This window comes from Streptomyces sp. NPDC016851 (assembly GCF_055562795.1).
Genome location: NZ_JBVHEP010000002.1, coordinates 147,616 through 173,764, shown reverse-complemented (window position 1 = coordinate 173,764; position 26,149 = coordinate 147,616). Strand labels below are relative to the sequence as shown.

Genomic DNA, 26,149 nt, shown 5'->3' with positions numbered 1-26,149 from the left:
TCAAGCGATAGTGGGGTACGTGACTGCTGAACCCCACCCCCGTTCCCAGGCCGCCGGACCCACCCGGGCCGGCCGCCGGAGCCTCGCCGTCGCGCTGCTGTGCGGCGCGCTCGGCGCGGCCGTGGCGCTGCTCGCGACCCGGCAGCGCTGGGCGGAGGGCACCGCGACGGTGGCCGGCGGCGCCTTCCCCCTGACCGCCAAGGGCAGTGACGTCACGGGCGTACCCGCGGCGCTCGCCATAGTGGCCCTCGCGGCGCTCGTCGCCGTCTTCGCGGTCCGCCGGGCCGGCCGCTTCGTCGTGGCCGGGCTGCTGGCGCTCTCCGGCGCGGGCATCGTCGCCGCCGCCCTGCTCGGCGCCTCCGACGGCGCCGCGCTCGACGAGCAGGCCGCCCAGGCCTCCGGTGACACCTCCGCCTCCGTGGACACCCTCAGCCACACCGCCTGGCCCTATGTCGCGGCCGTCGGTGGCGTCCTGATCCTCCTGGCCGGGCTGCTCGCCCTGCGCTACGGCCGGCTGTGGCCCGCGATGTCCGGCCGTTACGAGCGGAGCGGCACGCCCCAGCCGCGCCGCAAGGTCCCCGCCGTCGACCCCGACCGGCCCGAGGACCTGTGGAAGGCACTCGACCGCGGCGAGGACCCCACCGGAGCGTGAGCCCACCCGGGGGAGCGGGGACACCCCCGCTCACAGCGGGGGCACGCGTGCGGGACAATGGGCCCGAGCGTCCTGCTCAGACACGCACACAGCAACGAGGAGCAAGCAATGGCGGGCAGCAGCCACGGTCACACCCCGGCCGCCTGGACCGGTGTCATCATCGCCTTCATCGGTTTCTGCGTCGCGGGCGCGTTCATGGTGATGGACCAGCCCCTGGGCTTCTGGGCGGGCATGGTCGTCGTGCTCCTCGGCGGTGTCGTCGGCGCCATCATGCGGATGATGGGCCTCGGCCAGCCCAAGGAGCTGCACAAGCCGCACGCGATGACGGGCGACCGCGAGCCCGCGCGCGCCGAGGGCTGATCCCCGCGGAGCGCAGCGTCGTCGTGTGAGGGGCGGCCGGCACTGGGGTGCCGGGACCGCCCCTCACGCGTGTGCGGGGCACAATGGCTGCCGTGAACGCCGACAGCCGAAGGGCGACGCACAGCGTCCCGGCCCGCCTGGCCGTCCCCGCCGGGGTGCTCGCGGCCGCCGCCGCCGCGTTCGCCTACGTGGGCGCGGTCGACCCCAACGAACCCGGCCACTACCCCGTCTGCCCGCTGCTGCACTACACCGGCCTGTACTGCCCCGGCTGCGGCGGACTGCGCAGCGCGCACGCCTTCGTCCACGGCGATCTCCCCGCGGCACTGCACGCGAACGCGCTCGCCGTCCTCGGCTATCTGGCCTTCGCCGTGCTGTGGACCGTATGGGTGGTCCACGCGGTGCGCGGGCGCCCGCTGCGGATCGACCCCCGCCCGGGCCTGGTGTGGAGCCTCGGCGCGTTGCTGCTGGTCTTCACGGTTGTCCGGAACCTGCCCTTCGGAGGCTGGCTCCATCCTTGATCAACTGGCGGATGTCCAGGTAGTGGGACCGGCGTCAACCGGATGCGAGGCCTACGCCCCGCTGCGGATACCATCGCAGTGACCATCGGTTTTCGATCGGTCGCTGGAACTGTCAAGAGTCTGGAAGGGGGCCGCTCGCGTGAGTGTGCTCGACGAGATCATCGACGGAGTCCGTGCCGACCTCGCGGAGCGGCAGGCGCGCGTCAGCCTCGACGAGCTCAAGGAGCGCGCGGCGAAGGCTCCCGCGGCCAAGGACGGCGCGGCCGCACTGCGCGGCGACGGCGTCAAGGTCATCTGCGAGGTCAAGCGCTCCAGCCCCTCCAAGGGCGCGCTGGCCGCGATCGCCGACCCGGCCGGACTCGCCGCGGACTACGAGGCGGGCGGCGCGGCCGTCATCTCCGTCCTCACCGAACAGCGACGCTTCGGCGGCTCGCTCGCCGACCTCGAGGCGGTCCGCGCCCGCGTGGACATCCCGGTCCTGCGCAAGGACTTCATCGTCACGTCGTACCAGCTGTGGGAGGCCCGCGCCTACGGCGCCGACGTCGTCCTGCTGATCGTCGCCGCCCTCGACCAGCCCGCCCTGGAGTCCCTCATCGAGCGCGCCGAGTCCATCGGGCTCACGCCGCTCGTCGAGGTGCACGACGAGGACGAGGTCGAGCGCGCGGTCGACGCCGGCGCCCGCGTGATCGGCGTCAACGCGCGCAACCTCAAGACCCTCGAGGTCGACCGCGGCACGTTCGAGCGCGTGGCACCGGAGATCCCCGACCACATCATCAAGATCGCCGAGTCCGGCGTCCGCGGCCCGCACGACCTCATCGCCTACGCCAACGCCGGGGCCGACGCGGTCCTGGTGGGCGAGTCCCTCGTCACCGGCAAGGACCCCAAGACGGCGGTCTCCGACCTGGTGGCGGCGGGCGAACATCCCGCACTCCGGCACGGCCGGGGCTGATCTCCCGCTAGGCTTGGCCCCGATGACTCTCACCATGACGACCGTGGACCGGTACGCCCGCCTCGCGCGCGGCTGCCGCCCCCGCGGCTGCCGTGCGCCCGCGCGCCGCGTCCACGGCCGCCGCGTCCGGTACGTCATCGGTGACGAGCCCGGGCAGGTCAACGGCATGCGATGGCCTACCTTCAGGGGCGCGGGGAACTGCGCGACCAGCCACTGACGTCCCGCGGCCGCCAGTCATAGCCCCGCCTCCCACGGCGACTAGTGCATTTCCACACTCACCGTGAAGGTTTCCGCATGCCCAGTCAGTTCTTCATCCCCGACCCCGAGGGTCAAACGCCCAACCCCGATGGCTACTTCGGGACATTCGGCGGCAAGTTCATCCCGGAGGCCCTCGTCGCGGCAGTCGACGAAGTGGCCGTCGAGTACGACAAGGCCAAGCACGACCCCGAGTTCGCCAAGGAACTCGACGACCTCCTGGTCAACTACACCGGCCGCCCCTCCGCACTCACCGAAGTGCCCCGGTTCGCCGAGCACGCCGGCGGTGCCCGGGTCTTCCTGAAGCGGGAAGACCTCAACCACACCGGCTCCCACAAGATCAACAACGTCCTCGGCCAGGCCCTGCTCACCAAGCGCATGGGCAAGACCCGGGTCATCGCCGAGACGGGCGCCGGCCAGCACGGCGTCGCCACGGCCACGGCCTGCGCCCTCTTCGGCCTCGAGTGCACGATCTACATGGGCGAGATCGACACCCAGCGCCAGGCCCTCAACGTGGCCCGCATGCGCATGCTCGGCGCCGAGGTCATCGCCGTGAAGTCCGGCAGCCGCACGCTGAAGGACGCGATCAACGAGGCGTTCCGTGACTGGGTCGCCAACGTCGACCACACGCACTACCTCTTCGGCACGGTCGCCGGACCGCACCCCTTCCCGGCGATGGTCCGCGACTTCCACCGCGTCATCGGCGTGGAGACCCGCCGCCAGCTCCTGGAGCGCGCGGGCCGGCTCCCCGACGCGGCCGTCGCCTGCGTCGGCGGCGGCTCCAACGCCATCGGCCTCTTCCACGCCTTCATCCCGGACGAGTCCGTTCGCCTCATCGGCTGCGAGCCGGCCGGGCACGGCGTCGACACCGGCGAGCACGCGGCGACCCTGACCGCCGGCGAGCCCGGCATCCTGCACGGCTCCCGCAGTTACGTCCTCCAGGACGACGAGGGCCAGATCACCGAGCCGTACTCGATCTCGGCCGGTCTGGACTACCCCGGCATCGGCCCCGAGCACTCCTACCTCAAGGACTCCGGCCGCGGTGAGTACCGCGCGGTCACTGACGACGCGGCCATGCAGGCCCTGCACCTGCTGTCCCGTACCGAGGGCATCATCCCGGCCATCGAGAGCGCCCACGCGCTGGCCGGTGCCCTGGAGGTCGGCAAGGAGCTGGGCAAGGACGGGCTGATCGTGGTCAACCTGTCCGGCCGCGGCGACAAGGACATGGACACCGCCGCGCGCTACTTCGGCCTGTACGACACCGACGCCGAGGTCGCCGCCGACACGGACACCGACACCGCGGAGATCGAGGGGGACGCCAAGTGAGCGGGAACATTCAGCTGCTGAGCGACACCCTCGCCGCGGCGAAGTCCGAGGGCCGGTCCGCGCTCATCGCCTACCTCCCGGCCGGGTTCCCGACCGTGGACGGCGGCATCGAGGCGATCAAGGCCGTCCTGGACGGCGGCGCCGACGTCGTCGAGGTCGGTCTGCCGCACAGCGACCCCGTCCTCGACGGGCCCGTCATCCAGACCGCCGACGACATCGCCCTGCGCGGCGGCGTGAAGATCGCCGACGTGATGCGCACGGTCCGCGAGGCCCACGCGGCCACCGGCAAGCCGGTGCTCGTCATGACGTACTGGAACCCCATCGACCGCTACGGCGTCGAGCGGTTCACCGCCGAGCTCGCCGAGGCGGGCGGCGCCGGGTGCATCCTGCCCGACCTGCCCGTGCAGGAGTCGGCGCTGTGGAGGGAGCACGCGGAGAAGCACGGCCTGGCCACCGTCTTCGTCGTCGCCCCCAGCAGCAAGGACCAGCGGCTCGCGCAGATCACCGCGGCGGGCAGCGGCTTCGTCTACGCCGCGTCCCTCATGGGCGTCACCGGCACCCGTGCGTCGGTCAGCTCGCAGGCCGAGGACCTGGTGGCACGCACCCGGGCCACCGGCACGGACCTGCCGGTCTGCGTCGGCCTCGGCGTCTCCAACGCCAACCAGGCCGCCGAGGTCGCCGGCTTCGCCGACGGCGTGATCGTCGGCTCCGCCTTCGTCAAGGCCATGCTGGACGCCCCGGACGACGCGGCCGGTGTCGAGGCCGTGCGCTCGCTCGCGGGCGACCTGGCCAAGGGCGTGCGCCGACAGGCGTAGGAAAGCCGGAAGTCATACAGGTCCCTCGTACGGGTGGACCTGGGGCCGGGGAGGCGCGGTGCGCCTCCCCGGTTCGTTTCCGGGGTGTGAGCGAGAAGAACCGTGAGGGAAAGCGCACCGCCCGGGAGAAGATGGCGGTCGAGCGTGAGAAGCAGAAGTCCGCTGAGAAGCGCCGGCGCGCGCTGATCGTGGGCGGGGCCGTCGTCGCCGTCCTGGGACTCGCGGCGGTGATCGGCGTCGTCGCGGCCAACGCCGGCAAGGACGATGACAGCGAGGCCTCGGGCCCGGTCGTGGCCCCCTCGGGAGCGCAGGGCAAGGACGGCCTGGCGATCCCGGTCGGCAAGGACAGCGCCAAGTCCACGCTCACGGTGTGGGAGGACTTCCGCTGCCCGGCCTGCAAGTCCTTCGAGACGGCGTACCGGCCGGTGATCCACGAGCTGACGAACGCCGGCCAGTTGAAGACCGAGTACCACCTGGTCACCCTCATCGACGGCAACATGGGCGGCAGCGGCTCCCGCAACGCGGCCAACGCCGCGGCCTGCGCCCAGGACGCCGGGAAGTTCCCCGCGTACCACGACGTGCTCTTCGACAACCAGCCCCAGGAGGTCGACGACGCCTACGCCAGGAACGCCAAGCTGATCGAGCTGGCCGGCAAGGTCGACGGCCTGGACACCCCCGCCTTCCGCAAGTGCGTCGAGGACGGCAAGCACAACGGCTGGGTCGCCAAGTCCCACCAGGCCTTCAACAAGGGCGGCTTCTCCGGCACGCCGACCGTGCTGTTCGACGGCAAGAACATCTACCAGGACCGGACGATGACCCCGGCGAAGCTGAAGCAGATGGTGCTGGAGAAGAACAAGGGGTGAAGGCTTTTCTCACCTGCCTGTTATGGACCCGTAGCCGGGCTGCCTGCCGCGGCCCGGGTCCGGCACGGTAGCGTCGACCTTGCCATGGAACTTGCCTTCATTCCCAGCCCGTCACGCGGGGTGCTGTATCTCGGCCCCATTCCGCTGCGCGGCTACGCGTTCTGCATCATCATCGGCGTCTTCGTTGCCGTCTGGCTCGGCAACAAGCGCTGGATCGCCCGGGGCGGGCGGGCCGGCACGGTGGCCGACATCGCGGTCTGGGCCGTGCCCTTCGGCCTCGTGGGCGGTCGGCTCTACCACGTGATCACGGACTACGAGCTGTACTTCAGCGAGGGCCGTGACTGGGTGGACGCCTTCAAGATCTGGGAGGGCGGTCTCGGCATCTGGGGCGCGATCGCGCTGGGCGCGGTCGGCGCGTGGATCGGCTGCCGGCGCCGGGGCATCCCGCTGCCCGCGTACGCCGACGCCATCGCACCCGGCATCGCCCTCGCCCAGGCGATCGGCCGCTGGGGCAACTGGTTCAACCAGGAGCTGTACGGCAAGCCCACCGACCTGCCCTGGGCCCTGGAGATCACGTCCTCCGCGGACGGGCGGGTGCCGGGCACGTACCACCCGACGTTCCTGTACGAGTCGCTGTGGTGCATCGGTGTCGCGGTCCTGGTGATCTGGGCGGACCGCCGCTTCCGGCTGGGACACGGCCGGGCGTTCGCGCTGTACGTCGCCGCGTACTGCACGGGCCGGGCGTGGATCGAGTACATGCGGGTCGACGACGCCCACCACATCCTGGGTCTCCGGCTGAACGTGTGGACCGCGATGCTCGTGTTCCTGCTCGCGGTGATCTACCTCGTGCTGTCGTCGAAGAAGCGGCCGGGCCGGGAAGCCGTGGTGGAGCCGGGTGCCTCCGGCGGTGAAGCCGACGGTGACGGCGAGTCCGTCGCCGAGGGCAAGGAAGGCGAGTCCGTCGGCGAGGGCGAGGACGACGAGTCCAAGGCCGACGAGGCCAATGACGAGGCCGGTTCGGCGAAGAAGACCTGACGATCAGCCGCACTGCATCGAGGGGTGTCCGGAGATGTCCGGGCACCCCTCGATGCGTCTAGTGGCGGCGAAGCAGGGACAGGGTGCGCTGGGCCGCCGCCACCACCGCCGTGTCGATGAAGCGGCCGTTCGGGAGGGCCTGGGCGCCCTGTTCCGTCGCCGCCGCCTTGACGATCGTCTCCGCCTGCTCGATCTCCTCCTCGGTGGGGAGGAAGGCCCGCTCGATGACCGGGAGCTGGCGGGGGTGGATCGCGGCGCGGCCCAGGAAGCCCAGGGCGCGGCCGTGGGCGCAGGAGGCGGCCAGCCCCTCCAGGTCACGGACGTCCGGGTGGACCGACTGGGCCGGCGGCGGCAGGCCCGCGGCCCGGGCTGCCACGATCACCCGGGAGCGGGACCAGTCGAGCCCCTCGTCGTCACATCCGCCCAGGTCGGCCCGGAGGTCCGCCTCCCCGAGCGCGATGCCCCGCAGGGACGGGTGGGCCGTGGCGACGGCGTACGCCTGTTCCACGCCGAGGGCCGTCTCCAGGAGGGCGTACAGGGGCAGCCCGGTGGGGACGGCGTGCTGGGCGATCCGGACGACCTCGGCGGGTGAGCCGATCTTGGGGAGGCGCAGGGCGCAGAGGCCGGGAGCCGGGGCGACGGCGGCGAGGTCCTGCCCGGACCAGGGGCTGTCCAGGGCGTTGACGCGGACGTGGACCGGGACCGGCGGCAGCTCGGTGAGCAGCTCGGCGGTGGCGGCACGGGCGTACGCCTTCCGGTCGGGGGCGACCGCGTCCTCCAGGTCGACGACGACGATGTCGGCGCCGGAGATGAGGGCCTTGGCGACCACGTGGGGGCGGTCGCCGGGGGCGTAGAGCCAGGTGAGGGGGAACGCCGTCACAGGGCGCCCTCCGCGCGCAGCGCCGTGAGGTCGGCCGGGGTGAGGCCCAGTTCGGTGAGGACCTCGTCGGTGTCGGCGCCGTGCGGGCGGCCGGCCCAGCGGATCGCGCCGGGCGTGGCGGAGAGCCGGAAGAGGACGTTCTGCATGCGCAGGGGGCCCAGCTCCGGGTCGTCGACGGTGGTGATGGTGTTCAGGGCCTGGTACTGCGGGTCCGCCATCACGTCGCGGACGTCCTGGACCGGGGCCACCGCCGCCTCGGCCTTCTCGAAGGCCGCCAGGACGTCCGTGCGGGTGCGTGCGGCGATCCAGGAGCCGACCGCCTCGTCCAGGACGTCGGCGTGGCGGGCGCGGTCGGCGCCCGTGGCGAACCACGGCTCGTCGATCAGTTCCGGGCGGCCCACCAGGTGCATCACGCGTTCCGCGACCGACTGGGCCGATGTCGAGACGGCGACCCAGGTGCCGTCCGCGGTGCGGTAGACGCCGCGCGGGGCGTTGTTGGGGGAGCGGTTGCCGGTGCGGGGCTGGACGTGGCCGAGCTGGTCGTACCAGAGGGGCTGGGGGCCGAGCGCGGCCAGAATCGGTTCGATCAGGGCCATGTCGACGACCTGGCCCTCGCCGGTGCGGTCGCGGGCGGCGAGCGCCGTCATCACCGCGTACGCCGTCGTCAGGCCCGCGATGGAGTCGGCCAGGCCGAACGGCGGGAGCGTCGGGGGCGCGTCCGGTTCGCCGGTGATCGCGGCGAAGCCGCTCATCGCCTCGGCGAGGGTGCCGAAGCCGGGGCGGTGGGCGTAGGGGCCGAACTGGCCGAAGCCGGTGACGCGGGCCAGGACCAGGCGGGGGTTGGCGGCCGACAGCTCCGGCCAGCCCAGGTCCCACTTCTCCAGGGTGCCGGGGCGGAAGTTCTCGATGATCACGTCGGCGCCGGCGGCGAGGCGCAGGAGGGTGGTGCGGCCGCCGGGCTTCGACAGGTCGAGGGTGATGGTGCGCTTGTTGCGGCCGAGCATCTTCCACCACAGGCCCACGCCGTCCTTCGACGGGCCGTGGCCGCGGGACGGGTCCGGTTTCGACGGGTGCTCGACCTTGACGACCTCCGCGCCGAAGTCGCCGAGCAGCGTGGCGGCGAGCGGGCCGGCGAAGAGGGTGGCGAGGTCCAGGACGCGGAGGCCGGTGAGGGGCGCGGTCATGAGCGGTGGGTCTCCCGGTGGGTGAGGTGGGCGAGGGTGTCGAAGCCGATGCCGTTGAAGTCGCCGATGGAAGTGGCCAGGCGGTTCTTGAGCGGGGCCGTCCAGCGGTCGGGGAGCGCCGCGGGGTCTCCGGCCAGCAGGCCGGCGATGCTGCCGGCGGTCGCGCCGCCCGAGTCGGTGTCCCAGCCGCCGCTCACCGCGCGGCAGATGGAGCCGGGGAAGTCGCCGTTCGCGTGGGTGAGGGCGGCGGCGATCAGGGCGGTGTTGGGGACGGCGTGCACCCAGTGGTGGGTGGCGGCGTGGGTGGCGTGCAGTGCGTCGACGACCGTGTCGAAGTCGTCGTGCTCCCGGGCCAGTTGGATGGCGTGGTGGACGGCTCGGGCGAGGCGGGAGCGGGGCGGGACGACGGTGAGGCCGGTGCGCAGGCAGGTGTGGACGTCGTGTTCGCCTGTCGCGGCGGTCGCGATGGTGGCCGCGGTGAACATCGCCGCGTAGACGCCGTTGGCGGTGTGGGTGAGGGTGGCGTCGCGGTGGGCCTGTTCCGCTGCGGCGGCCGGGTCGCCGGGGTTGGTCCAGCCGTGGACGTCGGCACGGATCAGGGCGCCGATCCATTCGCGGAACGGGTTGCGGTGGCGGGCGGTGTGCGGGGGTTCCAGGCCGGTGAGGAGGTTGCGGTAGGCGATGCGTTCGGCGGTGAAGGTGCGGCCGGCGGGGAGTTCGTCGAGCCAGGTGCGGGCCACGTCCGTGGTGGTGAAGGACTTGCCGTGGCGTTGCAGGAGGATCAGGTTGAGGAGGGGGTAGTTGAGGTCGTCGTCCTCGGGCATGCCGTCGATGTTCTCGGCGAGGGAGGTTTTCGCCGAGCGGCGGTTCCAGGGATGCTTCTGGAGGAGGTCTTCGGGGACGCCTCGGGCTGTGAAGTAGGTGGTGAGGGGCCAGTTGCCGGTGGCCTTGGCTAGTTGGCGGATGGCTTCAAGGGGGAGCTTTTCGACTGGTTTGCCTAGGAGGCAGCCGACGGCACGGCCGAGCCAGGCGGATTCCAGGTGCGACTGTGTTGTGGCTGAGCGGGGGTGGGTCGCGCAACCCGGCGCTGACGTGGTGCCGTCCGCGCCCACCCGTGCCGCCCCAGCGGCACGACTGCCCGCGGGGTACGGACTTCGGCTGCCCACAGGCGGTGGCCACTCCGGGCAAAGCGACCTGATCCTCTTCAGGTCCGTTGGCTCGTCGTCCGCCAAGGAGCTGGGGAGGTCTGCCAGTTCGTCCAGGAGGTCTTCTGCCAGCTGGCGTAGGTAGCGGGAGGCGGGGGACGGGGACGCTCCCGCTGCGAGAGGGGCGTCCGGGCCGCCTGCTGCTCTCCAGCGGGCCGCGATCGCTTTCGGCTCGCGGCCGTCCTGGGTCGCCTGGCGGAGTTCGTGGCCGAGCAGGTCCTCCGGCTGGACCCAGGTCAGGCGGAGCATTCCGGGCCTCCGAGGGATGCGACGGCCTGTTCGTGGGTGCGGCGGCGGGCGGTGTCCCGGGTGAAGATCTCGCGGGTGACGGCCGTGAGGGTCATGGCCGGTTCCCAGAGGTCCAGGCGGCTGGCCTCCGCGACCGTCTTGGCCCAGTCCTGGGGGACCGGCGAGCCCAGGGCGCCTGCCAGGGCGCCGGCCATCGTGGCGATGGAATCGCAGTCGCGGCCGTAGTTCACGGCGCCCAGGACCGCGTGCCGGTAGTCGCCCCGGGCCACGAGCAACATGCCCAGGGCCACGGGGAGCTCCTCGATCGCGTGGAGGCGGGAGGGGCGGCGTGCGCCGAGGGACGGGGCGCGGTAGTCGGGGCCGACCGTGTCGTAGGGGGCGACCGCCTCGCGCAGGGGAGCCAGTGCCGACTCGAAGTCCGTGTGGCGGGAGGCCTCCTCGCAGACCCGCTCGATCGCCGTGCGCGTGCCGTCCTTCGCCAGGGCGAGGCAGGTCGAGACGACCGAGTCCGGGGTGGCTCCCGGGGTGCACGCCGCCGCGACCGCCGCCGCCAGGACGCCCGCCGCCTCACGGCCGTACGACGACTGGTGCGCGCCGGCGATGTCGAGGGCCTCGGCGTAGGCCTCCCGCGGGTTGGCGGCGTTGACCAGGCCGACCGGGGACATGTACATCGCCGCACCGCAGTTGACGATGTTGCCGGTGCCGGCCTCGCGCGGGTCGGCGTGGCCGTAATGGATCCTCGTCACCAGCCACTTCTCCGCCAGGAAGACGCGGTGCAGGGGGAGTGCCTCGCTCTCCAGTTCCGGGATCCAGCGGGGCTCGGTCATCAGGTCGGGGACGAGGTGGTCGGCGATCGCGTAGGCGTCGAGGTGGTCGCGGACCCGGGCGTAGACGCGGATCAGGGCGTGCGTCATCAAGGTGTCGTCGGTGACGTGGCCGTCGCCCTTGTGGTACGGGGCGAGGGGGCGGGCGGTGCGCCAGTCGTCGCCGTGCCAGGGGCCGACGATGCCGTGGACGCGGCCGCCGTGGCGTTCCAGGATCTGCTCGGGCGAGTAGCCCTCGACGGGGCCGCCGAGGGCGTCGCCGACGGCCGCGCCGACCAGGGCTCCGGTGATCCGCTCGTCCAGGGTGGCGTTTTGGTGTGGTTTGGGCTTCATGGCCGCATCATCCACCGGGGCGTGCCGGTTGCGCGGCTTCCAGGAGTTCGGCGAGTTCCACGAGGTCCGTGCCGGTGAGGCGGGGGAGGACGCAGCCGGAGAGGGTGCGGCAGGTCTCCCGCCAGGAGGCGGGGATCGAGGCGCCGCCGCCCAGCGCGCCGGTGAGGGCGCCCGCCAGGGCCGGGGCGGAGTCCGCGACGCGGGACAGGCAGGCCGCGGCGGGGATCGCCTCCGCGATGCGGCCGCGGGCCGCGGTGGCCAGGGCGAGGGCGACCGGGACCGTTTCGGCGGCGGCGATGCCGTAGCTGTAGACATGGTCGACGATCTGGTGTTCCAGGGGCGGGACGAGGGCGAAGGCGCTGTCCGCGTCGGCCGCGAGGTGCAGTGCGTGCCGGGCGTTGCGGCCGATCTCCGTCTCCTCGGGAAGTTCTGCGAGCGCCGCCGTGACGCAGGCGGCGACGTTCGCGCCGGCCAGGGCGAGGGCGAGCGCCGCCGCCATGGCGCGGGCGCCGTGCACGCCGTCGCCGTCCTGGGTGTAGCGGGCGTCGAACTCGGCGAGGTCGGCGGCGCGCCGGGGATCGCCGGGGTGGGCCACGGCCAGGACGCACGCTCGGACGCAGGCGGCGTCGTCGAAGTAGTGCGGGTTGTCGTGGCCGGTGGCGGGCGGGCGCAGGCCGGTGGCGAGGTTGCCGAGGCCGGCGCGGACGGAGATGCGGGCGCGCAGGGGGAGGACGGCGGATTCGATCTCGGGCGCACGGTTCGCTGCGGCGGCCACCTCGCAGGCGATGGCGTTCCACGTGAGGTCGATCGCGGCGCGGATGCGGCGGTCTCGGCTGAGGTCGTTCAGGACGGTGTCGTCGCCGGCGCGGAGGAGGGCCTCCGCGGCGAAGGCGGCCCATTCGGCGTCGTCGGAGGGGCCGAGGCGGAGGGGTTCCGGGGGCTGGTTCAGGGCGATGGGGACGGGGAGGGTGGTCGTGGCGTTGTGTTCGGCGAAGGTGTCCAGTTCGCGGGTGAGGCGGCGGGTCCAGTCGGGCATGCGGGCGGCTCTGTGGCGGGCCGCGGGCCAGCCGGCGGCGTCGCCTGCGGCGAGTCCGAGCAGGAGGCCTTCGGCCTTTTCGTCTCCCACCCGCGCACCGCCCGTAACTGTCACCTGAGGGGTCCTGGTCTCCCGTGGGGCCACATCGCCGTCGGCGGCTGCGAGTGGTCCCTCCGGGGCCGCAGCGCCGGCCGCTGTCGCCGGTTCGTGCGGCGGCGTCATGCGGGGGCCTCCGTTCCGTCGCCCGCCAGGGCGAAGTCCGTCGGCACCGGCTTCTCGTTGCGTACCGCCGGTGTCAGCAGATCCGCCACGTCCAGGACGTGGTAGCCGGCCATCGCCGGCAGGCACCGGCCGCGGACCGGGCCGATGGGGGTCGTCCAGGCCTCCGGGATCGCCGAGACTCCCCGGGTCGCGCCCGCCAGGGCACCCGCGACCGCCGCCGTCGTGTCCGCGTCGCGGCCCATGTTCACCGCCGTCAGGACGGACTGTTCGAAGTCGCCGTCGGCTGCCGCGTACGCGCCGAAGGCGAGGGCGACCGCCTCGGGGGCGAGGTCGGTCCAGGGGTAGCCGCCGATGACGACCGCGGAGCGGACCGCGCGTTCGCCGCGGTGGGCCACCGCCACCGCGCGGCGCAGGCAGCGGGCCGTCCAGGAGTCGTCGGGCACGACGGCGAGGGCGGCGGCCACGACCGCGATCGGCTGGGCGCCCGCCATCGCCGCCGCCACACCCGCCGCCACCGCCTGGCCGCCGTGGATGCCCTCGCCGTCATGGCTCACCGAGCCGTCGATCGCCACCAGCCGGGCCGCCTCCGCCGGGCGGCCGGGCGCGAACACCCCGAAGGGGGCCGCGCGCATGGCCAGACCGTCGCTCCAGGCGTGCCGGTGCTGGGCGGAGATGGGGGCTGCCAGGCCCCGGCGGAGGTTCTCCAGTGTGCCGCGTTCGCTGAAGCCGGCGCCCCGGAAGGGGCCCTCGTCGCGGTCGGCGATCCACTCGTGCCAGGCCGCCTCCACGTGCGCGGGGGTCAGTGCCGAGCCGTGCCGGGCCAGGAGGAGGCCCGAGAAGATCGCGTACTCGGTGTCGTCCGTGCCGGCGGGGTGCTCGGCGACGTAGCCGGTGATGCGGCCCCAGCGCGCGCGGATCTCCGAGGGCTTCAGGTTCTCGGCCGGGGCGCCGAGCGCGTCCCCGACGGCCAGGCCCAGCAGGGCGCCCCGTGCCCGTGCACGGAGTTCGGTGGCGCCCCCGGGCGCCGGGGCTGAGGGGATGCAGGCGATCGATGCCATACGGGATGTGTCCCACTCCGGCGACCACCCCGAGCCTCGGGAGCCTCAGCATCACCCGGTCGACATCTGTGCAAGATCATCATCAAGTGAGCACTGAAGGGTAAAACCGCAGGTTAGCGCAGCCTTTCCTTGCTGGCGGCACCGGAATTCACGGCGTACTTTGTGTGTTGTAAAAATCTGGAACTCGTCCAGAGAAGCTTGGTTCGGTAAGGGGATCGGGGACTTTTCATGGCCATCATCGAGACCGAGGCGGCGCTGCACGAGGCGCACCGGGACAACCACACCCACCGGGACGTCAACGGCGGCTGGCTGCGTCCCGCGGTGTTCGGTGCGATGGACGGCCTCGTCTCCAACCTGGCCCTGATGACCGGTGTCGCGGGCGGCTCGGTCAGCCAGCACACCGTCGTCCTCACCGGACTCGCGGGCCTGGCCGCCGGAGCCTTCTCCATGGCCGCCGGTGAGTACACCTCCGTCGCCTCGCAGCGCGAGCTGGTCGAGGCCGAACTGGACGTGGAGCGGCGCGAGCTGCGCAAGCACCCGCAGTGCGAGGAGGCCGAGCTCGCCGCGCTCTACCGGGCGCGCGGGGTCGAGCCCCGGCTGGCCGACGAGGTCGCCCGGCAGCTGTCGAAGGACCCCGAGCAGGCGCTGGAGATCCACGCCCGGGAGGAACTGGGCATCGACCCCGGCGATCTGCCCTCGCCCACCGTGGCCGCGGTGTCGAGCTTCGGCTCCTTCGCGCTCGGCGCGCTGATCCCGGTCCTGCCCTATCTTCTGGGTGCGAGCAGCCTCTGGCCGGCCGTGCTGCTGGCGCTGCTCGGGCTCTTCCTGTGCGGCGCCGTGGTGGCCAAGGTGACGGCACGGACCTGGTGGTACAGCGGGCTGCGCCAGCTGTTCCTGGGAGGTGCGGCGGCCGGTGTGACGTACGCCCTGGGCAGCTTGTTCGGAACGGCCGTAGGATAGCTCGGCTCGGACTTATGCGAGGGACCGTATAAGTAGCCGTTACTTGCTGGTTTCGAACGCGCAATCACCGGGCATGAGCCGTAAGCGCTGCGGGCAACGACGCCTGTGGCCGCGCTCAGCGGGGTGGGCGAAGACGCCTGTCCCGCCTCCGGGCCCGACGGGCATCGATCTCACCCGGTCGTTCCGTACAGGCCCCCCATAGCTTCCACCGCCGGTGCGGTACCCCCGCCGCGAGCCGCCGGTGTCCGCATGTTGGAACGGGTTATCCCGGTACCCGAGAACCGCTCCATCATGTAACCTGCACGAAATTTTGCGATCACGCGAGGGCCAACGTCGTCCCTCGGCACTTGCACATGCCACATGACGACGACGGGAGAGCCGATGCGTACGCCGCGCCAGCCGTCCCAGCATTCCGCGAATGGCCAGAACTGGTCCTTCATGGATGCTCGCCCTGCTGCGCAGGGTATGTACGACCCCCGCAACGAGCACGACGCCTGTGGCGTCGGCTTCGTCGCCACCCTTACCGGCGAGGCGTCCCACACCCTGGTGGACCAGGCCCTGACCGTCCTGCGCAACCTCGAACACCGCGGTGCCACCGGCTCCGAGCCCGACTCCGGCGACGGCGCCGGCATCCTGTCGCAGGTCCCGGACGCCTTCTTCCGTGACGTGGCCGGATTCGACCTGCCCGAGGCCGGTGCCTACGCCGTCGGCACCGCCTTCCTGCCGGAGGACTCCGCCGCCGACGCCGTCTCGCAGATCGAGACGATCGCGGCCGAGGAGGGCCTGACCGTCCTCGGCTGGCGCGAGGTGCCGGTCGCTCCCCAGCTGCTGGGTGCCACCGCCCGGTCGACCATGCCGGTCTTCCGCCAGATCTTCGTCAGCGACGGCGCCGCCGTGCCCGCCACGGGCATCGCCCTCGACCGCAAGGCCTTCGTGCTGCGCAAGCGCGCCGAGCGCGAGGCCGGCGTGTACTTCCCGTCGCTGTCGGCCCGCACGATCGTCTACAAGGGCATGCTGACCACCGGCCAGCTGGAGCCCTTCTTCCCGGACCTGTCCGACCGCCGTTTCGCCTCCGCGATCGCGCTCGTGCACTCCCGGTTCTCGACGAACACCTTCCCGTCGTGGCCGCTGGCCCACCCGTACCGCTTCGTCGCGCACAACGGTGAGATCAACACCGTCAAGGGCAACCGCAACTGGATGGTCGCCCGCGAGTCGCAGCTCGTCTCGGACCTGTTCGGGTCCGACGAGAAGGCCATAGAGCGGATCTTCCCGGTCTGCACGCCGGACGCCTCCGACTCCGCCTCCTTCGACGAGGTCCTCGAACTCCTGCACCTGGGCGGCCGTTCCCTGCCGCACTCCGTGCTGATGATGATCCCGGAGGCGTGGGAGAACCACGACTCCATGGACCCGACGCGGCGCGCTTTCTACCAGTTCCACTCCAACCTGATGGAGCCCTGGGACGGCCCGGCCTGTGTCACCTTCACCGACGGCCAGCAGGTCGGCGCTGTCCTCGACCGCAACGGCCTGCGCCCCGGGCGTTACTGGGTCACCGACGACGGCCTCGTCGTCCTCGGCTCCGAGGTCGGCGTCCTGGACATCGACCCGGCCAAGGTCGTCCGCAAGGGCCGCCTCCAGCCCGGCCGCATGTTCCTCGTCGACACCGCCGAGCACCGCATCATCGAGGACGACGAGATCAAGGCCCAGCTCGCCGCCGAGCAGCCGTACGCGGAGTGGCTGGAGGCCGGCGAGATCGAGCTCTCCGACCTGCCCGAGCGCGAGCACATCGTCCACACCCACGCCTCGGTCACCCGCCGCCAGCAGACCTTCGGCTACACCGAGGAGGAGCTGCGCGTCCTCGTCGCGCCGATGGCCAAGGCCGGTGCCGAGCCCATCGGCTCGATGGGCACCGACTCGCCGATCGCCGCGCTGTCGGACCGCCCGCGCCTGCTCTTCGACTACTTCACCCAGCTGTTCGCGCAGGTCACCAACCCGCCGCTGGACGCCATCCGCGAGGAGCTCGTCACCTCGCTGCGCTCCTCGCTGGGCCCGCAGGGCAACCTGCTCGACCCGAGCGCGGCCTCCTGCCGCAGCGTCGTGCTGCCCTTCCCGGTCATCGACAACGACGAGCTGGCCAAGCTCATCCACATCAACGCCGACGGCGACATGCCCGGCTTCAAGGCCGCGACCCTGTCCGGCCTGTACCGGGTGCACGGCGGCGGTGACGCTCTGGCCGCGCGGATCGACGAGATCTGCGCCGAGGCCGACGCCGCGATCGAGAACGGCGCCCGGCTGATCGTCCTGTCGGACCGCCACTCGGACGCCGAGCACGCGCCGATCCCCTCGCTGCTGCTCACCGCGGCCGTCCACCACCACCTCATCCGCACCAAGCAGCGCACCCAGGTGGGCCTGCTGGTCGAGGCCGGTGACGTCCGCGAGGTCCACCACGTCGCCCTGCTCATCGGCTACGGCGCCGCCGCCGTCAACCCGTACCTGGCGATGGAGTCCGTCGAGGACCTGGTCCGCGCCGGAACCTTCCTGCCCGGCATCGAGTCCGAGAAGGCCATCCGCAACCTCATCTACGCCCTCGGCAAGGGCGTGCTGAAGGTCATGTCCAAGATGGGCATCTCGACCGTCGCCTCCTACCGCGGCGCCCAGGTCTTCGAGGCCGTCGGCCTCGACGAGACCTTCGTCGAGAAGTACTTCAACGGCACGGCCACCAAGATCGGCGGCGTCGGCCTCGACGTCATCGCCAAGGAGGTCGCCGCCCGGCACGCCAAGGCCTACCCGGCCTCCGGCATCGCCCCGGCGCACCGCGCGCTCGACATAGGCGGCGAGTACCAGTGGCGCCGCGAGGGCGAGCCGCACCTGTTCGACCCGGAGACGGTCTTCCGCCTCCAGCACTCCACGCGCTCCGGCAAGTACGACATCTTCAAGAAGTACACCGAGCGCGTGAACGAGCAGTCCGAGCGGCTGATGACGCTGCGCGGCCTGTTCGGCTTCAAGTCGGACCGGCAGCCGATCTCCATCGACGAGGTCGAGCCGGTCTCCGAGATCGTCAAGCGGTTCTCCACGGGCGCCATGTCGTACGGCTCCATCTCGCAGGAGGCGCACGAGACCCTCGCCATCGCCATGAACCAGCTGGGCGGCAAGTCCAACACCGGTGAGGGCGGCGAGGACCCGGAGCGTCTGTACGACCCGGCCCGCCGGTCGTCCATCAAGCAGGTCGCCTCCGGCCGCTTCGGTGTGACCTCCGAGTACCTGGTCAACTCCGACGACATCCAGATCAAGATGGCCCAGGGCGCCAAGCCCGGCGAGGGCGGCCAGCTGCCCGGCCACAAGGTCTACCCGTGGGTCGCCAAGACGCGGCACTCGACGCCGGGCGTCGGCCTCATCTCGCCGCCCCCGCACCACGACATCTACTCCATCGAGGACCTGGCCCAGCTGATCCACGACCTGAAGAACGCGAACCCGCAGGCGCGGATTCACGTCAAGCTGGTCTCCGAGGTCGGCGTCGGCACGGTCGCCGCGGGTGTCTCCAAGGCGCACGCGGACGTCGTCCTCATCTCCGGCCACGACGGCGGCACCGGCGCCTCGCCGCTGACCTCGCTGAAGCACGCCGGCGGTCCCTGGGAGCTCGGCCTCGCCGAGACCCAGCAGACGCTGCTGCTCAACGGCCTGCGCGACCGCATCGTCGTGCAGACCGACGGCCAGCTCAAGACCGGCCGCGACGTGGTCATCGCCGCGCTGCTCGGCGCCGAGGAGTTCGGTTTCGCGACCGCGCCGCTCGTCGTCTCCGGCTGCGTCATGATGCGCGTCTGCCACCTGGACACCTGCCCGGTCGGCATCGCCACGCAGAACCCGGTGCTGCGCGAGCGGTACACCGGCAAGGCCGAGTACGTCGTGAACTTCTTCCAGTACATCGCCCAGGAGGTCCGCGAGATCCTGGCGGAGCTGGGCTTCCGCTCCATCGAAGAGGCCGTCGGCCACGCCGAGACCCTCGACGTCACGCGGGCCGTCGACCACTGGAAGGCGCAGGGCCTGGACCTGGCACCGCTCTTCCACGTGCCCGAGCTGCCCGAGGGCGCGGTCCGCCATCAGCTGATCGCCCAGGACCACGGCCTGGAGAAGGCGCTCGACAACCAGCTGATCAAGCTGGCCGCGGACGCCCTGTCCGCCTCGGACGCCACCGAGGCCCAGCCGGTCCGCGCGCAGGTGCAGATCCGCAACATCAACCGCACGGTCGGCACCATGCTCGGCCACGAGGTGACGAAGAAGTTCGGTGGCGCGGGCCTGCCCGACGACACCATCGACATCACCTTCACCGGCTCCGCCGGCCAGTCCTTCGGCGCGTTCGTGCCGCGCGGTGTCACGCTGCGCCTGGAGGGCGACGCCAACGACTACGTCGGCAAGGGCCTCTCCGGCGGCCGGATCGTGGTCCGCCCGGACCGCGCGGCCGACCACCTCGCCGAGTACAGCGTCATCGCCGGCAACACCATCGGCTACGGCGCCACCGGCGGCGAGATGTTCCTGCGCGGCAAGGTCGGCGAGCGGTTCTGCGTCCGCAACTCCGGTGCGACGGTCGTCTCCGAGGGCGTGGGCGACCACGGCTGCGAGTACATGACCGGTGGTCACGCGGTGGTGCTCGGCGAGACGGGCCGCAACTTCGCGGCCGGTATGTCCGGCGGTATCGCGTACGTCATCGACCTGGACCCCGACAACGTCAACGTCGGCAACCTGGACGCGGTCCAGGCACTGGACGACACCGACAAGCAGTGGCTGCACGACGTGGTCCGCCGCCACCAGGAGGAGACGGGCTCCACCGTCGCCGAGAAGCTCCTGGCCGAGTGGGACACCGCCGTCGAGCGCTTCAGCAAGATCATCCCCAGCACGTACCAGGCAGTGCTCGCCGCCAAGGACGCCGCCGAGCGAGCCGGTCTCTCCGAGACCGAGACCCACGAGAAGATGATGGAGGCGGCGATCAATGGCTGACCCGAAGGGCTTCCTGAACCACGGGCGCGAGGTCGCCAAGTCCCGCCCCGTCGAGGAGCGCGTCAAGGACTGGAACGAGGTCTACGTCCCCGGCTCCCTGCTGCCGATCATCAGCAAGCAGGCCAGCCGGTGCATGGACTGCGGCATCCCGTTCTGCCACAACGGCTGCCCGCTGGGGAACCTGATCCCCGAGTGGAACGACTACGCCTACCGCGAGGACTGGGCCGCCGCCTCGGAGCGCCTGCACGCGACGAACAACTTCCCGGAGTTCACGGGCCGCCTGTGCCCCGCTCCCTGTGAGTCGGCGTGTGTGCTCGGCATCAACCAGCCGCCGGTCACCATCAAGAACGTCGAGGTCTCGATCATCGACAAGGCGTGGGAGACCGGGGACGTCGCCCCACAGATCCCCGAGCGCCTGTCCGGCAAGACCGTCGCGGTCGTCGGCTCGGGCCCGGCCGGTCTGGCCGCCGCCCAGCAGCTGACCCGGGCCGGTCACACGGTCGCCGTCTACGAGCGCGCGGACCGCATCGGAGGCCTCCTCCGGTACGGCATCCCCGAGTTCAAGATGGAGAAGCGGCACATCAACCGCCGTATCGAGCAGATGCGCGCGGAGGGCACCCGCTTCCGCACGGGCATCGAGATCGGCCGCGACCTGAAGGCCACGGACCTGAAGAAGCGCTACGACGCGGTCGTCCTGGCCGTCGGCGCCACCACGGCCCGTGACCTGTCGGTGCCCGGCCGCGAGCTCAAGGGCATCTACCAGGCCATGGAGTACCTGCCGCTGGCCAACAAGGTGCAGGAGGGCGACTACGTGGCGCCCCCGATCTCGGCCGAGGGCAAGCACGTCGTGGTCATCGGCGGCGGCGACACCGGCGCGGACTGCGTCGGCACCGCCCACCGCCAGGGCGCGGCCTCCGTCACGCAGCTGGAGATCATGCCCCGCCCGAACGACGACCGGCACCCGGTCAACCAGCCCTGGCCGACCTTCCCGATGCTCTACAAGGTCACGTCGGCCCACGAGGAGGGCGGCGAGCGCGTCTACTCGGTCTCGACGACCCACTTCGAGGGCGACGAGGACGGCAACGTCCAGTGGCTGCACCTCACCGAGGTGGAGTTCATCGACGGCCGGCTGACCCCGAAGCCGGGCACGGAGCGCAAGATCCCCGCCCAGCTGGTCACTCTCGCCATGGGCTTCACCGGCACCGACCGGGAGAACGGCCTGGTCGAGCAGTTCGGCCTGGAGCTCGACGAGCGCGGCAACATCGCCCGTGACGAGGACTACCAGACCAACGTGCCGGGCGTGTTCGTCGCCGGTGACGCGGGCCGCGGCCAGTCGCTCATCGTGTGGGCGATCGCCGAGGGCCGCTCGGCGGCGCGCGGGGTGGACCGCCACCTCACGGGCGCCAGCGACCTGCACGCGCCGATCCGCCCGACGGACCGGGCCCTGATGGTCTGACCGCACCGCACAAGACGTCCCGCACAACGGCGTGCGGAACACCGACAGCGCCTGCCCAACAGTCCCCGACCGGACGACCGGGCAGGCGCTGTCGCCTTCCCCGGCCGGCCACGGCACCCTGTACGGGCCAGGGTCACGGCACCTTGTACGTGTCCCCGTACACGGCCCACTCCAGCGGCGTCTCGAGACGCAGGTTGCCCTCGTTCAGGAAACGGCGCTGGGCGGTGTCGACGCGGCTGGTGTCCGTGCGCTCGGCGGCCATGGCGGTGCGCCGGATGTCGAGGAAGGCGTCCAGGTACGCCTTCTCGCTACCGCCCTCGGCCGGTGTGTCCGCCACGCGCAGCGCGCGTTCCCGCAGGCCGTAGAAGCCCTCGGGGCCGGCGTCGGGGCCGTGGAAGATCAGAGCGTCGTAGTAGACGAACTGGCCGAGCGTGCCCAGGCCGTCCAGCTTGGCGAGGCGGACCGCCGGGTCGAAGGAGAAACGGTCACGGTGCTCGTCCTGGGCCCTGCGGAAGGCCGGGAGTTTCGCCTCCGCCTTCCAGGCCGCGGTGAAGCCGGGGTCCAGGCCCTCGTGGGAATCCGTGCCGTCGACCTCGCGCAGGGCCGGCAGGTAGCGGGCCAGCCCGTTGTCCGGGTGGGTCTCGGTGTAGCGCTCGACAAGGGCGAGCAGGTCGTGGGTGCCGGTGCAGAAGCCGGCGATCCCTGCGGTGTAGCCCCGCCCGTCCTCCAGGTCCTCGATGGAGCCGTAGAGGGCGCGCCAGTTCAGCGTCGACTGCTGGGCGCTCGCCACGATCCGCTGCGCCAGCTCCTTCTTCTCCGGGGCGGCCAGGCCCGCGGGCAGCCCGGCGATCACCTTCTCGTCCTCCGCCCGCTCCTTCTCGGCCCGGTCCTTGGCCTCGTCCCGGGCCGCCTGGGCGGCGGACACGGAGGGCTTCGCCGTGGGCTCGGCGGAGTCCGTGGGTGCGAGGAAGTAGGCCAACGCCGTGGCGGCCACGGGAACGGCGAAGAAGAACGCCACACCGGCACGCTTCACTGGGATCACCCTGCCTGTCCGCTCCGTCACGTTCCCGCCCTGGCCGCCTGGAGCACCAGCGGCCCGACGTACGCCCCCGCCCGCACCGGCGCGCGGCGCCGGTCCGGGGGCGCGTAAGCGTACGCCAGCCTCCGCGCGCGTCCACCGGCAGGTCGCCGGGGCATACCTTCGGCATCGACGGACGCCGAGCCGTACGACCGGCCGGTGGGCGAGTTCCCGAAGGGGCTCGTGGCCGCCCGGGCGTCCTCAGCCGTTCCCGTTCCCGTTCTTGTCCGGCCACACCTGGATGTGGTCCTCCTCCAGCTCCAGCAGCACCCGGTCCGCCATGCCCAGGGCCGTCGTGTACTCGGCCGGCAGCTGGAGGCGTCCCGCGCGGTCGAGCATGGCGTACTCCCGGGCCACCAGGGACTCCTGGCCCGCCTCGTCGACCTCCGTGCGGCGCAGCACCTCCGTCGAGGTGCGGCCGTCGCGGATCGCGACCGTGCGGCGGACCTCGCCGGCGACCGCCTGGTCGTGCGTGACGATGACGACCGTCGTGCCCAGCTCCTCGTTGGCCCGGCGGAACGCGGCGAAGACCTGCTGCCCGGTCGCCGAGTCCAGCTCGCCGGTCGGCTCGTCGGCGAGCAGCACGGCGGGGGCGTTGGCCAGGGCGACGGCGATCGCGACGCGCTGCTGCTGGCCCCCGGACATCTGCCGCGGGCGCCGGTCCCGGCAGTCGGCGACGCCGAGCATGGCCAGCAGGTCGTCCGCCCGTCCGGCCCGCTTCCGGCGCGATCCGCCCGCCAGCTGCATGGGCAGGACGACGTTCTGCGCCGCTGTCAGATACGGCAGCAGATTGCGTGCCGTCTGCTGCCAGACAAAGCCGACCACTTCACGCCGGTAACGCAACCGCGCCTTCGCGTCCATCGTCAGCAGATCACGGCCCGCGACCTTCGCCGAACCAGCGGTCGGGACGTCCAGGCCGGCGAGGATGTTCATCAGCGTCGACTTGCCGCTGCCGGACGCCCCCACCAGCGCCATCAGCTCGCCTTCCCGCACCAGGAGATCGAGGCCCTGGAGCGCCTGCACCTCCACGGCGTCCCGGCCACCGCGCTTGGCGAAGATCCGCACCAGCCGGTCGCAGGCGATCAGGGCGTCGTGCCCGTACGCGGGCCGGTCGCGGTGCCGCGCCGCCCGCCGCTCCAGTTCCGCGAGCGACTCCGTCGTACCGCTCATCGCATGTCTCCTGCCCTGAGGTGAGTGACCGGTGTCCGGCGCCCCGCCAACCAGACCTGCGTGACGGCCACCGCCCCGGTCAGCAGCACCGCGCCCGCGGCGGGCAGGGCCAGCGACCACAGGTCGGCCCGCAGCGCGGCACCCTGCGGCGCCGTGACGCCGGACGCGCCGGCCAGAGCGAGCCGGTCCAGGTCGATGCCGGGGGCGAGCAGGCCTGTCGTGGCCCAGCCGACGGCCATGCCCCCGCCGGCCGCGAGCAGCGCCAGGGGCAGCGCCTCCAGGCCGAGCAGGTGACGCCCCTGGCGGGTCGTCAGGCCCAGGGTGCGCAGCCGGGCCAGCAGCGCGGCCCGTTCCGGCGCGGACCGCAGCAGGCCGAGCACCAGGGCGAGCACGGCGTAGCCCGCGCCCGCGAGGACGGCCCAGACGTAGATCCGTTCGGCGCCCGCCTGCAACGGCGAGTCGGACAGCGCCGCGCGTACCTCGCCGCGCAGTGTCACGGAGAGGTTCGACCCGGCGCCGCGCACGGCAGCCCGCAGCGCCTTCGCGTCGAGCCCGGTACCCGAGGCCAGCAGGGTCGTGGGGCCGCCGGAGCCCTTCAGACCCGCCGCGTCGACCAGCAGGAACTCGCCCTCGGGGACGGCCGGGGTGCGAGGGCGCACGGCGGTGATCCGCACCGTGACCGCTCCGCCGTCCGTCACGATCCGGCGCGGCACCCGCCCGAGCCGCTCGGCGACCTCGGGCGAAGCGACGGCGTCCAGCACCCCGCCCCCGGCTCCCAACCGGTCGGCCGCGAACCCCCCGAGACCCATCCGCCGGGCCAACTCCGCGTAGCTCTCCGGCTCGACGCCGACCACGGTCAGCGACCGTGTCTCGTCGGACGCGCGCTCCGAGGCGAACTCGAACCCCACGGCCGTGACCTGCCGTACGCCCGCCACCTCCCGGACCACCCGCGCCAGCCCCGCCGGGAGCGGTTTCGCGCCGGTCGTGTCGATCCGCGCGTCCGCGCCCGCCTCCAGCAGCGCGGCCCGGTCCCGGGCGCCGGCGACGCCCTCCAGCACGGACCCCCCGAACGCGGCGGTCGTCAGGGCCGTCAGCAGGGCGAGCAGCGGCAGCGCGGCGACCGCCGCCGGTGAGCGGCCCGCGCGGGCCAGCGACAGGAACCCGACCACGCCGCGCAGCCGCCCGGCAGGGCCGGCGGCCCACCGCAGGGGCAGCGGGTACAGCCGTACGAGGACCAGCGCGGCGACCAGCCCGACGAGCACCGGGGCGGCACTCACCAGCAGATCGCCCGCCCCGTCCGTGCCGCGGCGGCGCAACGCCGCCACCGAGCCGACGGCCAGCACCAGCAAGGTCAGTTCGGCGACCGTGCGGCGCCCGCCGGGCCTGGCGTCGGCGAGGTCGTCGCGTTCCTGGTGCGCCCGCGGCCTGCGATGGGCCACGACCGCGCGGACCGGCAACGCGGCACAGGCCAGCAGCGCCACGGCGCCCGCCCCGATCACGGTGGGCAGCGCCCGGGCCTCGTCCACGAGGAGCACCGCGAGCAGCAGACCGCAGGCCGCCGCGGGCACCGCCGGCACCGCGGTCTCGGCCAGCAGCCGCCCGGCGATGCCGCCCAGGGAGCCGCCCCTGGCCCGCAGCAGGGCGAGTTCGGCGTCACGGCGGGCGGCTGCGACACCGGCGCTCATGACCAACACGACGACGGCGATCGCGGAGATCCCGAAGGCCGCGACGGCGACCACGGGCGTGATCGCGTCCCGGGTCTGCGTGTAGGAGCCGACGACCTGCTCCAGGTCCGTGGACAGTTGCGCCGTCGGGCCGGCGGCCCCGCGCATCCGCACCAACGCGGGTCCGCCCTCGAGGGACGCGACCGCGTCGACGAGCGCCGAGGTGTCCCCCGCGGTGAGCCGCCCGGTCGCGGGCGCGAACCGCCAGTACTTCTCCGGCTCGCCCACACCGCCGAGCAGCGCGGGTGCGGCCCCGGGTGCCAGCAGGACGCCCGCCTCCCAGTAGTACCGCGGCGGACGGCTGCCCGTGGAGGCCAGGCCCGGTATGCGCAGGACCGGTTCGGCGGACCAGTAACTCCCCTGCGGATGCCGGGGTTCGAGAACGCCGGTGATCCGTACGGTCAGTGGCCCCTCCAGGAAACCGGCCAGGGTGAGCGTGGAGCCGGCCCGCAGCCGCAGCGCGCGGGCGGTCGCGGCGGTCACGGCGCCCTCCACCACCCTGGTGTCCACGGTCACCGGTGCGCCGGAGGCGGGCAACCGGCCCTGCCGCACGGTGGCGTGGCCGGCCGCTCCCGACTGCGCGAGCAGCGTGAACCTGGGCGGCAGCCCGTCGGGCCGGGGCAGCGACGCGTCCAGTGCCTCCAGGCTCTTCCCGGTCCGCACTCCGTACGCCGACTCGGCCCGGTCCGCCCGCAGCGGTGCGGGCAGCAGGGCCCGCGCCCGGCCGTCGACCGCCGCGAGCGCCTCCGGCCGCACCGCGTCCGCACGGGCCCGATCCGGCCGTGCGAGGCCGGGCTGCGGAGCCTTCAGCTCCAGCACGGTGGTCTCGGGGGAGGCGGTGGCGAGGGCCTCGCGCAGCCCGTCCGTCTCGTACGCCTCGACGGCCCGGGGCAGGACGGCCGCGAGGAACGCCGTGACCAGCACCAGCACGGCGAAGGCGACGGTGGACACGGGCGCGGTCCGCAGCCGGGTCCGCACCCAGGGCGCGCCCTGTGCGTTCGGCGGCAT

The 26,149-nt window shown here is 72.7% G+C and carries 21 protein-coding genes; 12 read left to right on the top strand and 9 right to left on the bottom strand.

Annotation, left to right across the window (positions count from 1 at the left end):
* The first annotated feature begins 10 nt into the window (after nt 1-10).
* The 9 genes from ACZ3I3_RS03505 to lgt all read left to right on the top strand — a co-directional run bounded on the left by ACZ3I3_RS03505 (nt 11) and on the right by lgt (nt 6,773).
* Complete coding sequence (locus ACZ3I3_RS03505) at nt 11-652, top strand: TIGR02234 family membrane protein (protein ID WP_467362188.1); 642 nt, start codon at nt 11-13, stop codon at nt 650-652.
* 108 nt (nt 653-760) lie between these two features.
* On the top strand, nt 761-1,012 hold the full coding sequence (locus ACZ3I3_RS03500) for an HGxxPAAW family protein (protein ID WP_467362187.1): 252 nt from the start codon (nt 761-763) through the stop codon (nt 1,010-1,012).
* 83 nt (nt 1,013-1,095) lie between these two features.
* Nucleotides 1,096-1,530, top strand: a complete 435-nt coding sequence (locus ACZ3I3_RS03495) for a DUF2752 domain-containing protein (RefSeq protein ID WP_467362185.1) — start codon at nt 1,096-1,098, stop codon at nt 1,528-1,530.
* A gap of 139 nt (nt 1,531-1,669) precedes the next feature.
* A complete protein-coding gene (trpC, locus tag ACZ3I3_RS03490) occupies nt 1,670-2,479 on the top strand; it encodes an indole-3-glycerol phosphate synthase TrpC (protein ID WP_037668094.1) in 810 nt (269 codons plus the stop codon).
* A gap of 22 nt (nt 2,480-2,501) precedes the next feature.
* A complete protein-coding gene (gene trpM / locus ACZ3I3_RS03485; RefSeq protein WP_355850884.1) occupies nt 2,502-2,696 on the top strand; it encodes a tryptophan biosynthesis modulator TrpM in 195 nt (64 codons plus the stop codon).
* A gap of 77 nt (nt 2,697-2,773) precedes the next feature.
* Nucleotides 2,774-4,060: a tryptophan synthase subunit beta gene (gene trpB / locus ACZ3I3_RS03480; RefSeq protein ID WP_467362183.1), complete on the top strand. Its 1,287-nt coding sequence runs from the start codon at nt 2,774-2,776 to the stop codon at nt 4,058-4,060.
* On the top strand, nt 4,057-4,875 hold the full coding sequence (gene trpA / locus ACZ3I3_RS03475) for a tryptophan synthase subunit alpha (RefSeq protein ID WP_467362181.1): 819 nt from the start codon (nt 4,057-4,059) through the stop codon (nt 4,873-4,875). Before trpB ends, trpA begins: the two co-directional genes overlap by 4 nt.
* Before the next feature lie 86 nt (nt 4,876-4,961).
* The gene (locus ACZ3I3_RS03470) at nt 4,962-5,738 is read left to right on the top strand and encodes a DsbA family protein (RefSeq protein ID WP_467362180.1); all 777 of its coding nucleotides are present in this window, start codon (nt 4,962-4,964) and stop codon (nt 5,736-5,738) included.
* Between the two features lie 84 nt (nt 5,739-5,822).
* Complete coding sequence (gene lgt, locus ACZ3I3_RS03465) at nt 5,823-6,773, top strand: prolipoprotein diacylglyceryl transferase (protein WP_467362178.1); 951 nt, start codon at nt 5,823-5,825, stop codon at nt 6,771-6,773.
* 58 nt (nt 6,774-6,831) lie between these two features.
* On the opposite strand, the gene ACZ3I3_RS03460 is transcribed toward lgt, so the two are convergent.
* From ACZ3I3_RS03460 to ACZ3I3_RS03435, 6 genes are read right to left on the bottom strand one after another with little or no spacing between them, the layout of a single operon-like run.
* On the bottom strand, nt 6,832-7,653 hold the full coding sequence (locus ACZ3I3_RS03460) for an HpcH/HpaI aldolase/citrate lyase family protein (RefSeq protein WP_467362176.1): 822 nt from the start codon (nt 7,651-7,653) through the stop codon (nt 6,832-6,834).
* Nucleotides 7,650-8,837 (bottom strand): CaiB/BaiF CoA transferase family protein, encoded by a 1,188-nt coding sequence (locus ACZ3I3_RS03455; protein WP_467362175.1) that lies wholly within the window; start codon nt 8,835-8,837, stop codon nt 7,650-7,652. Before ACZ3I3_RS03455 ends, ACZ3I3_RS03460 begins: the two co-directional genes overlap by 4 nt.
* Nucleotides 8,834-10,291: an ADP-ribosylglycohydrolase family protein gene (locus tag ACZ3I3_RS03450; RefSeq protein WP_467362174.1), complete on the bottom strand. Its 1,458-nt coding sequence runs from the start codon at nt 10,289-10,291 to the stop codon at nt 8,834-8,836. Before ACZ3I3_RS03450 ends, ACZ3I3_RS03455 begins: the two co-directional genes overlap by 4 nt.
* Nucleotides 10,279-11,448, bottom strand: coding sequence for an ADP-ribosylglycohydrolase family protein (locus tag ACZ3I3_RS03445; protein ID WP_467362172.1), 1,170 nt, complete (start codon nt 11,446-11,448; stop codon nt 10,279-10,281). The genes ACZ3I3_RS03450 and ACZ3I3_RS03445 overlap by 13 nt, the downstream gene beginning before the upstream one ends.
* 7 nt (nt 11,449-11,455) lie before the next feature.
* The gene (locus ACZ3I3_RS03440; RefSeq protein ID WP_467362171.1) at nt 11,456-12,706 is read right to left on the bottom strand and encodes an ADP-ribosylglycohydrolase family protein; all 1,251 of its coding nucleotides are present in this window, start codon (nt 12,704-12,706) and stop codon (nt 11,456-11,458) included.
* Nucleotides 12,703-13,764, bottom strand: coding sequence for an ADP-ribosylglycohydrolase family protein (locus ACZ3I3_RS03435; RefSeq protein WP_467362170.1), 1,062 nt, complete (start codon nt 13,762-13,764; stop codon nt 12,703-12,705). Before ACZ3I3_RS03435 ends, ACZ3I3_RS03440 begins: the two co-directional genes overlap by 4 nt.
* Nucleotides 13,765-13,992: 228 nt before the next feature.
* Here ACZ3I3_RS03435 and ACZ3I3_RS03430 point away from each other — a divergent pair, with 228 nt between their 5' ends.
* The 3 genes from ACZ3I3_RS03430 to ACZ3I3_RS03420 all read left to right on the top strand — a co-directional run bounded on the left by ACZ3I3_RS03430 (nt 13,993) and on the right by ACZ3I3_RS03420 (nt 21,169).
* Nucleotides 13,993-14,724, top strand: coding sequence for a VIT1/CCC1 transporter family protein (locus ACZ3I3_RS03430; protein WP_467362168.1), 732 nt, complete (start codon nt 13,993-13,995; stop codon nt 14,722-14,724).
* Between the two features lie 381 nt (nt 14,725-15,105).
* Complete coding sequence (gltB, locus tag ACZ3I3_RS03425) at nt 15,106-19,713, top strand: glutamate synthase large subunit (RefSeq protein WP_467362715.1); 4,608 nt, start codon at nt 15,106-15,108, stop codon at nt 19,711-19,713.
* Nucleotides 19,706-21,169, top strand: coding sequence for a glutamate synthase subunit beta (locus tag ACZ3I3_RS03420; RefSeq protein ID WP_467362167.1), 1,464 nt, complete (start codon nt 19,706-19,708; stop codon nt 21,167-21,169). Before gltB ends, ACZ3I3_RS03420 begins: the two co-directional genes overlap by 8 nt.
* A 133-nt stretch (nt 21,170-21,302) precedes the next feature.
* Here ACZ3I3_RS03420 and ACZ3I3_RS03415 read toward each other — a convergent pair whose 3' ends face one another.
* From ACZ3I3_RS03415 to ACZ3I3_RS03405, 3 genes are all read right to left on the bottom strand, one after another.
* Entirely contained in the window at nt 21,303-22,202 is a 900-nt protein-coding gene (locus ACZ3I3_RS03415) for a chitosanase (protein ID WP_467362166.1), read from the bottom strand.
* Nucleotides 22,203-22,448: 246 nt separating this feature from the next.
* On the bottom strand, nt 22,449-23,417 hold the full coding sequence (locus tag ACZ3I3_RS03410) for an ABC transporter ATP-binding protein (RefSeq protein WP_467362165.1): 969 nt from the start codon (nt 23,415-23,417) through the stop codon (nt 22,449-22,451).
* Nucleotides 23,414-26,149: an ABC transporter permease gene (locus tag ACZ3I3_RS03405; RefSeq protein ID WP_467362164.1), complete on the bottom strand. Its 2,736-nt coding sequence runs from the start codon at nt 26,147-26,149 to the stop codon at nt 23,414-23,416. The genes ACZ3I3_RS03410 and ACZ3I3_RS03405 overlap by 4 nt, the downstream gene beginning before the upstream one ends.

What these genes read in the sequence shown, in the direction of transcription:
- ACZ3I3_RS03500 (WP_467362187.1), top strand. Translation starts at nt 761, where the DNA reads ATGGCGGGCAGCAGCCACGGTCACACCCCGGCCGCCTGGACCGGTGTC.
- ACZ3I3_RS03495 (WP_467362185.1), top strand. Translation starts at nt 1,096, where the DNA reads ATGGCTGCCGTGAACGCCGACAGCCGAAGGGCGACGCACAGCGTCCCG.
- trpM (WP_355850884.1), top strand. Translation starts at nt 2,502, where the DNA reads ATGACTCTCACCATGACGACCGTGGACCGGTACGCCCGCCTCGCGCGC.
- trpB (WP_467362183.1), top strand. Translation starts at nt 2,774, where the DNA reads ATGCCCAGTCAGTTCTTCATCCCCGACCCCGAGGGTCAAACGCCCAAC.
- lgt (WP_467362178.1), top strand. Translation starts at nt 5,823, where the DNA reads ATGGAACTTGCCTTCATTCCCAGCCCGTCACGCGGGGTGCTGTATCTC.
- ACZ3I3_RS03455 (WP_467362175.1), bottom strand. Translation starts at nt 8,837, where the DNA reads ATGACCGCGCCCCTCACCGGCCTCCGCGTCCTGGACCTCGCCACCCTC.
- ACZ3I3_RS03450 (WP_467362174.1), bottom strand. Translation starts at nt 10,291, where the DNA reads ATGCTCCGCCTGACCTGGGTCCAGCCGGAGGACCTGCTCGGCCACGAA.
- ACZ3I3_RS03445 (WP_467362172.1), bottom strand. Translation starts at nt 11,448, where the DNA reads ATGAAGCCCAAACCACACCAAAACGCCACCCTGGACGAGCGGATCACC.
- ACZ3I3_RS03440 (WP_467362171.1), bottom strand. Translation starts at nt 12,706, where the DNA reads ATGACGCCGCCGCACGAACCGGCGACAGCGGCCGGCGCTGCGGCCCCG.
- ACZ3I3_RS03435 (WP_467362170.1), bottom strand. Translation starts at nt 13,764, where the DNA reads ATGGCATCGATCGCCTGCATCCCCTCAGCCCCGGCGCCCGGGGGCGCC.
- ACZ3I3_RS03430 (WP_467362168.1), top strand. Translation starts at nt 13,993, where the DNA reads ATGGCCATCATCGAGACCGAGGCGGCGCTGCACGAGGCGCACCGGGAC.
- gltB (WP_467362715.1), top strand. Translation starts at nt 15,106, where the DNA reads ATGCGTACGCCGCGCCAGCCGTCCCAGCATTCCGCGAATGGCCAGAAC.
- ACZ3I3_RS03420 (WP_467362167.1), top strand. Translation starts at nt 19,706, where the DNA reads ATGGCTGACCCGAAGGGCTTCCTGAACCACGGGCGCGAGGTCGCCAAG.
- ACZ3I3_RS03410 (WP_467362165.1), bottom strand. Translation starts at nt 23,417, where the DNA reads ATGAGCGGTACGACGGAGTCGCTCGCGGAACTGGAGCGGCGGGCGGCG.
- ACZ3I3_RS03405 (WP_467362164.1), bottom strand. Translation starts at nt 26,149, where the DNA reads ATGCCGCCGAACGCACAGGGCGCGCCCTGGGTGCGGACCCGGCTGCGG.